Here is a 7744-nt window from a genome sequence, read left to right on the forward strand (position 1 = left end):
GCTTTACCCCGAAGCAGCGGCTGGCCATGGCCGCTTAGTTTCTACTTCTCGCGGCCGTGGAAAATGGGGGCATTACCCAACGGCGACGGCTGCGCCGGCGAAAGGTTGCGTCGCACATAGCCCGAGTCCGGGTCCGTCCAGACTGGCTGGTCGGCACGGCGTGCGAGCGGCGACGGCGGCGTGTCTTCCCGCGCCCGGTCGTCGAACAACGACGCGAGCGTTACATCGAGCGCAGTGGCAAGCTTATCGAGCACGTTGGCCGTCGGACTGGTCTGCGCCCGCTCGATGAGCGAGATGCTCGAGCGGCTCACGCCGCTGCGTTCCGCCAGCGTATCCAGCGAATAGCCGCGCTCGCTGCGCAGATCGCGCACACGGTGGGCGATACGTTCGTTGATGTCCATGGCGTCCAGTTTACTGGAAATTAATATCCAGTAAAATGGACGACATTGTTCACGCCGTCATCCACGGCTTCTTGTTTGCGGGACCCCTCACATGACTTCCTCGCTCATCGTGCGCGACGCCACCGACGCCGACCTCCCGGCTATTCGCGACATCTATAACGACGCTGTCGAGCACACGACCGCTATCTGGAACGAGGTGCTCGTCGACGTGGACAACCGGCGCGAGTGGCTGGCGGCACGCGTGGCGCGCGGGTATCCCGTGATCGTCGCCGAGCGCGACGGCACGGTCGCGGGATACGCGTCGTTTGGCGACTGGCGCGCGTTCGACGGCTATCGTCACACGGTCGAGCACTCCATTTACGTGGACAAGAACGCGCGTGGCGGCGGCGTCGGCGAGACGCTCATGCGCGCGCTGATCGAACGCGCGCGCGCCATCGGCATTCACGTGATGGTCGCGAGTATCGAAGCGCAGAACGCACCGTCGATTCGGTTGCACGAAAAGCTCGGCTTCCTTACGGTCGGCACGTTCAGCGAAGTCGGCACGAAGTTCGGCCGCTGGCTCGATCTCACCTGCATGGAATTGCGTATCGAGGCCACGCGCTGAAACGCGCGCCGCACGCTCCGTTCTATGCCGCTATGTCTGAACTGATATAGCGGCATTTCTCATTGGGCATAGACAACATCACCCGCTTCGAATAGCGACCGCACGTGCCCGCTGCACGGTGTGCATTGGGCGACAGCACATGCGCATGCTCTCGCGGTGCCCCACGGCCAACCTTGTCATTCCTGGACTCGGCGTGTAGCCTTGCTACGTCCGGTGTCACTCATGAAGCGTCTTCTCGCCGAACTTCACGAGCGCTTCACGGCAGGTGAATGTCACGCATCGTGACCATGCCTCGTGGGTCGAGTCGGCAAGTGTCCGATATCTCGCCCCTGTGATCGTCGTGGTGCCGTTTTGTGCGCATTGGTGTCCGCGCGAGCTTGGTGATCGTGATACATCCCCCCAAAACAAGACGGACGGAACGCTTATGCCGCGCCTGCCAAGAAAGCCCGCTCCCCCTGCGGTTGTGTCGAGCGACGACGCGCGTCACGATACCGCCGCCGAATCTCCCGCGTCTTCCCGAAGCTCCCAGTGTCCCGATGGCGCCCCCGGTGTTGCGGTGACGCGTCGCGGGTTTCTCAAGGCGTCGGTGATTGCGGGTATCTCTGTGTATATCGCCCCGTTGGGTAGCCGGGCGTTCGCCGCGCTGTTCGAAGACAAGAACCTCACGCCGGTTGCGTGGGACGCCGTCAAGGGACAAGCGAAGTTCCGTATCGACGGCACGGCCAAGGTGACGGGTGAAAAGATCTTCGCGCGCGACGTGCGCTCGCGCGACATGCCGGGCTGGCCCGTGCAGCAAGCCCATGCCTTCGTGCTGCGCGCGACGCATGCCGACCGCGCATATCTAGGCTTCGACCTCTCGCGTCTGGACGATGGCCTGCAACCCGATCGTGTTGTGACGGCCGACGATCTGGCGCGCGACGGGATCGCGTTCCCCGCATTCTATGGCGACGACATGTTGCTGCCGGCCGGCAAGACGCCGGCCTATCTCGGCCACGCCGTCGCGATCCTGATCTATCGCGACTTCACGCGCTTTCGCTTCGCCAAGGACAAGCTCAAGTTCCATGACGAGATCATTCGCTACGGCGACGTGACGGGCCCGCTCGAGCGCGATCCGTGGGGCAGCTTCCGCTTCGTGCGCGTAGGCGGCAAGACGGCGTATGACGATGACGTCTACTCGAGTCTGAAGGACGCGCCGATCTTCCCGAGCATGATGCGCAAGCATCTGCCCGTGTGGCCGGACGGCAACGACCACGGCAAGCTCGACGAGCAAGGCATGGCGTACGCGGCCAAGATCGGCGAATCGCTCTCGCACCCGCCGGCGAACTGGCTGGTGATGTCGCGCGAGTACCGCACGCAGTCAATCGACACGGCAGCGCTCGAACCCGATAACGCCAACTGCTGGTACGACGCCGCCACGCAGACGCTGCACATGGTGGTGCCTACCCAATCGCCGTCGGAAGTCGCGGAGAACGCCGCGGCCATGGCGGCCAAGGGCCACTTCCCGGTCAAGCGCCTGATCGTCTATCCGTGCTACACGGTGGGTTACGGATCGAAGGATCACTACAACATGCCGTTCTACGGTCTGGCCGCCGCGATGTACGGCGACGGCCTGCCCGTGCGCCTGGCCAACGACCGCTACGAGCAGTTCCAAACCTCGCTCAAGCGTCACGCGTTCACGCTGCGTTATCGTCTCGGCGTCGACAAGGAGAGCGGACTGCTCCAGGCGTTCGCGGCCGACATGGAATGCAACGGCGGCGGGCGGATGAATTTCTCGCCATCGGTGGCGATGGTCGGGGCGACGGCAGCGCAGTCGATCTACTACATCCCGCAAAGCGATCTGGCGAGCGTGGCAATTGCGTCGCGGGCCATCGATGCCGGTTCGGCGCGCGGTTACGGCACGTTGCAGTCGATGGCGGCCACCGAAATGATGATCGACGAGATGGCGGCGCAGCTTGGCGTCGATGCCATCGAGTTCCGTCTCAAGAACGCGCTGCGCTCGGGCATGAAGAACACGCAAGGGGCGATTCCGGCGGGCGCGGTGCGAGTGGATGAGGTGCTCGCTCGCGCGAAACGGCATCCGTTGTGGACGCAGCGCGAAAAGAAAAAAGCGGAGTTCGAGGCGGCGCATCCGGGACGCCGTTACGGGGTCGGATTCGCCTGCGTGCAAAAGGACTTCGGCACCGGTGCTGAGACCTCGTTCGCGCGTGTCGAGATCGACGAGACGGGCAAGATTTCGTTGCATCACACGGCCGTGGAGATCGGCACCGGCACGTCGACGTCGCAGGCGGTTGCCGTGGCGAAATGGCTTGGCATGCCGGCCACGGAGGTGCATGTCGCGATCACCGACTGGCCGGAGTTGCCGGTCGTGACGAGCGGCGATCCGTATCTGATGTCGCAGGCCGATCAGGACAGGCTCGCCGCCAATCCGCGTTGGTCGCCGGGATACGCCTCGCCGTCGAGCGCGACGAACTCTGCCTACTACTTCACGCACAGCACGCGAGAAGCGGCGCGGTTGCTCTTCATGCAGGGATTGTGGCCGGCGGCGCTGTCGATCTGGCGTCGCGGCCTCGGCGGCGGACAGGCCGCACCGCTCGTGGTGCGCGCGGAAGACGCACGCTGGGTCGACGGCAAACTCACGGCCGCCGGGCTCGAAGCGCTGCCGTTACCCATGCTCGCGAAGGCGGCGCACGAACTGGGCCTGGTGACCGGAGCGACGGTGCATGTCTTCAATCGTTGGCAGTGGGCCGAAGCGGACTGGGATCTGGGCAACGGCGCGATGCAGCGACTGCCCGTCGATGGTATTGCGTTGCGCTTCGGAAAGGGCGGGGCCACGCCGTCGACCGCCACTGCGTCGTCGTCGGCCACCGGCTATCGCACCCTCGATCGCAAGCGCGTGTACTACCCGCCGGTGCAGCGTAACAACGCCGCGGTGACTTACTACAGTGCCGTCGGCACGCTCGTGGCGCTGTCGGTGCACGAGGCAACCGGCAAGGTCGAACTGCTCACCCATCATTCCATTGTCGAATGCGGCAACCAGATCTCGCCGCAACTCGTCTCGGGCCAATTGCAGGGCGGTCTCGCGATGGGCATCGGCCATGCGCTGCACGAGTATCTGCCGCTTTATGAAGACGGCCCGGGCAATGGCACATGGAACTTCAATCGGTATCACCTGCCGCGTGCGGTCGACGTCGCCGTGTGGACGCAAACCGGAGAAGTGTTGCCACCGATCTCCGAAACCGACGTTCCGAAAGGCATTGCGGAAGTGGTGATGATTCCCGTGGTTGGCGCGATTGTGAACGGCCTCGCGCATGCGATCGGCCATCGATTTACGACGTTGCCGGTGACACCGGAGAAGATCCAGGAGGTACTGGCATGACAAACGCTTCGAGCACACCGCAGGCCGCGTCGGACGCCACGGCGTCGACGGGCGCGGGACAACCCATGAGCGCGGCGAGTGCGGCAGCGGCACCGCTTACGGCGAATGCGGCGGCAGGCACGGCCGCCCCGGCAAACGGCAAAGCACCGTGGGAGACGTTGCCCGTCACCGTGAAGGTGAACGGTGTGTCGCATGGCCCGATGGACGTGCCGGCCGGTTTGATGATGATCGACTGGCTGCACGAGACCCTGGGCCTGACCGGCTCGCGTCTGGGCTGCGGGCAGGGCATCTGCCACGCCTGCGTGGTGATCGTCGATCACGCCGACGGCAGCAGCGAAACCGTACGCACGTGCATCACCGGGACAAACTATTTCGACGGCAAGACGGTGCGCACGGTGGAAGGCCACGCGGTGCGCGATGCCGACGGCAAGCTCACGCTCGCACCGATCCAGCAGGCGTTTCTCGATCACTTCAGTTTCCAGTGCGGCTACTGCACGCCGGGCTTTGTGAATGCTGCAACGGTGTTGATCGAACGTCTGAAGCGCCACCCGGTCGCGCGTGCCGATCTCGAAGCGGCGATCACCGAAGGACTCAACGACCATATCTGTCGGTGCACGGGGTATGTGCGCTATTACACGGCCGTGCGCGATGTTGTGCTCAAGACGCCCGGTTGTATCAGGGATGCGAAATGAGGGGGGACGCCATGCGCCTGAATCGCGCCTCCCGCTGGAGCGCGCGCGCGGCTTGTCTTGTCGCGCTGCTGCTCGTCGCCGCCTGCAACGACTCGACGGTGCCCAAACCACCCAAGCCCGCCCAGCCGCCAATGCCCAAGACGACGGCGGCGCCCGCGCTCGTGACGAGCGGGATGGCTGCGGATGCACCGAGTCCCTCGGCATCGACGGCCAGCGGTGGGGCGGCGGCATCGCCTTCGCCGTCGCCGGTGGCGAAGGCATCGCCCGACCTGATCGCTCGCGGCCAATATCTGGCGCGAGCGGCCGATTGCGCCGCCTGCCACACGAGCGCGAACGGCGCGCCGTTTGCGGGCGGCGTGCCGCTCAAGTCGCCCTATGGCACGTTCTACGGCACCAACATCACCCCGGACAAGACAAACGGCATCGGCGGCTGGACCGCCGACGACTTCTACCGCGCGCTGCATGACGGAATGGCCCCGGACAAGGCCCTGTATCCGGCCATGCCGTACACGTCCTATCGGCAGATGACCCGCGCCGACAGCGACGCCATCTACGCCTACCTGATGTCGGTGAAGCCGGCGGCCGTGCCCAATCGAAAGCACGATCTCTCGTTCCCCTACAACGTGCGCCCGAGCATGCGCGTGTGGGACTGGATGTTCCTCAAGGACGCATTGCCCGATGCCTCGAAGGGACAGTCCGCCGACTGGCTGCGTGGACGCTATCTCGCGAACGCCTTGGGCCACTGTGCCGAATGCCACACGCCGCGCGGCACGTTCGGCCAGCTCGACAGCGCGAAGCCGCTCGGCGGGGCGGCGCTCGCCCGGATTGCCGCGCCCGATCTGACGCCCGACGCCCTGGCGGCACGCGGCTGGACGGTGAAGGATCTGCAGTCGTTCTTTGGCACGGGAATCGCCCCGCAAGGGTCGGCATTCGGCGAGATGTATCCGGTGGTGCATCTGAGCACGCAATACCTCACGCCCGACGATCTGCGCTCGGTCTCAACGTATCTGCTGGGCGACGCGCCTCCCGCGCCGGCCCCACTCCCGGAGCGTCCTGACGCGAGCCAGTTGAAGGCGGGACGCAACCTCTATCTCGCCGTGTGTGCGGGCTGCCATGCCGCGGACGGCACCGGCAAGCCGCATGTGGCGGTGGCGATGCTGGGCAATTCGACGGTGCGTCAGAAGGATCCACGCAATCTGATCGTCGCGATTCTCGACGGCATCGAGCCGCAGCGGTTCCCGGGGCTGGAGGCGATGCAGGACATGCCGGGCTTCGCCCGCCAGTTCACCGACGCGCAGATTGCCGAGCTGAGCAATTACCTGCGTGTGGCCTACGGTGCTCAGCTGGGCGACGTGAATTCCGAGATCGTCAGACAGCTGCGCCAGAAGTGATCCGACGCACTGTCACGCGCAGCGGCTTGGCGCATAATGTCGCGCCATGTCCCGCACACAACGTCTCTTCTCGCTGATGCAGCTGCTGCGCCGCCACCGCTACCCGGTGGCGGGCGCGGCGCTGGCCGACTCGCTTGGCGTGAGCCTGCGCACGCTCTACCGCGACATCGCCATGCTTCAGGCGCAGGGCGCGCACATCGAGGGCGCGCCAGGGCTGGGCTACGTGCTGAAGCCGGGCTTTCTGCTCCCGCCGCTGATGTTCTCCGAGGAGGAGATCGAGGCCATCGTGCTGGGCTCGCGGTGGGTCGCCAAGCGCACCGACGGCGCCCTGGCCGAAGCCGGCGCGAACGCGCTGGCCAAGATCGCGGCGGTGTTGCCGCCGGACCTGCGCTCGTCGCTCGAGGCCTCGACCCTGCTCATCGCGCCGGGCGAACCGTTACCGCCGACGATCGTCGACATGACGGTCATTCGCGAAGCGATTCGCGCCGAGCGAAAACTCCAACTGTCCTATCGCGACGAAGCGGGTCGCCTGTCCGAGCGTGTCATCTGGCCGTTTGCGCTCGGCTTCTTCGACCACATGCGCATGATCGTCGCGTGGTGCGAGCTGCGCGACGACTTCCGCCATTTTCGCGCCGATCGGATCGAGGCGCTGGCGGTGAGCGCGACGCGCTACCCGCGCGGGCGGCGCGCGCTGCTCAAGGCGTGGCGCGAAACGACGGGCAATCGGTGAGCTCCGCCGGTCTTCGCGATGCTTCGCAGGTGCCGATCGACTGCTGACAAAAATTGACAGTATCGGTTCGTACGATGTGATGCATGACAGTGCACGACGGCACCGCGGATGCGGGGACCGGCCGGGCAAAACGTCATCCATCCCTATCGACAGGAGCGAGTCATGCTGCATCCGAACTTGGTCATTTTGTATGTTTCGAGTCCCCCCGAAAGCGCGGCGTTCTATGCCGAATTGTTCGATCTCGAGCCGGTTGAAGCATCGCCCGGATTCGCGATGTTCGTGTTCCCTTCGGGGATGAAGTTGGGACTGTGGGCGCGCTATGGCGTGGCACCGACGGCCATCGCGCCGCCCGGCGGCAGCGAAATCGTGCTGCCGGTGGCGTCGAACGCCCACGTGGACGCCACGTGGGAGGACTGGAGCGCGCGAGGCATCACGATCCTGCAGGCGCCGACGACGATGGACTTTGGTCGCAGTTTGAACCACACCGGATTTGGTGGAGGCTCGAATTCTTGAGAGAATCGAGCCATGAACAAGAAAGCAACGAAGTTTT

The 7744-nt window shown here is 65.1% G+C and carries 6 protein-coding genes and 1 pseudogene; 6 read left to right on the top strand and 1 reads right to left on the bottom strand.

Going from position 1 to position 7744, the window contains the following annotated elements:
• Positions 1-77: 77 nt before the first annotated feature.
• Positions 78-401 (bottom strand): annotated as a pseudogene (locus PCE31106_RS23690) (helix-turn-helix domain-containing protein); the annotation flags it as partial.
• Positions 402-492: 91 nt separating this feature from the next.
• Here PCE31106_RS23690 and PCE31106_RS23695 point away from each other — a divergent pair.
• The 6 genes from PCE31106_RS23695 (at position 493) to PCE31106_RS23720 (ending at position 7707) form a co-directional block, all read left to right on the top strand.
• Complete coding sequence (locus PCE31106_RS23695) at positions 493-1005, top strand: GNAT family N-acetyltransferase (RefSeq protein WP_150564872.1); 513 nt, start codon at positions 493-495, stop codon at positions 1003-1005.
• A 424-nt stretch (positions 1006-1429) separates the two neighbouring features.
• A complete protein-coding gene (locus PCE31106_RS23700; protein ID WP_254441310.1) occupies positions 1430-4381 on the top strand; it encodes a xanthine dehydrogenase family protein molybdopterin-binding subunit in 2952 nt (983 codons plus the stop codon).
• Positions 4378-5073, top strand: a complete 696-nt coding sequence (locus PCE31106_RS23705) for a (2Fe-2S)-binding protein (RefSeq protein WP_150564873.1) — start codon at positions 4378-4380, stop codon at positions 5071-5073. The genes PCE31106_RS23700 and PCE31106_RS23705 overlap by 4 nt, the downstream gene beginning before the upstream one ends.
• Before the next feature lie 131 nt (positions 5074-5204).
• Positions 5205-6464: a cytochrome c gene (locus PCE31106_RS23710; protein WP_150564877.1), complete on the top strand. Its 1260-nt coding sequence runs from the start codon at positions 5205-5207 to the stop codon at positions 6462-6464.
• Between the two features lie 46 nt (positions 6465-6510).
• Complete coding sequence (locus PCE31106_RS23715; protein WP_150564874.1) at positions 6511-7194, top strand: helix-turn-helix transcriptional regulator; 684 nt, start codon at positions 6511-6513, stop codon at positions 7192-7194.
• A 162-nt stretch (positions 7195-7356) separates the two neighbouring features.
• Positions 7357-7707 (top strand): VOC family protein, encoded by a 351-nt coding sequence (locus PCE31106_RS23720; protein ID WP_150564875.1) that lies wholly within the window; start codon positions 7357-7359, stop codon positions 7705-7707.
• Positions 7708-7744: the final 37 nt, after the last annotated feature.

The organism is Pandoraea cepalis, assembly GCF_902459665.1.
In the GTDB taxonomy this organism is placed as follows: Bacteria; Pseudomonadota; Gammaproteobacteria; order Burkholderiales; family Burkholderiaceae; genus Pandoraea; species Pandoraea cepalis.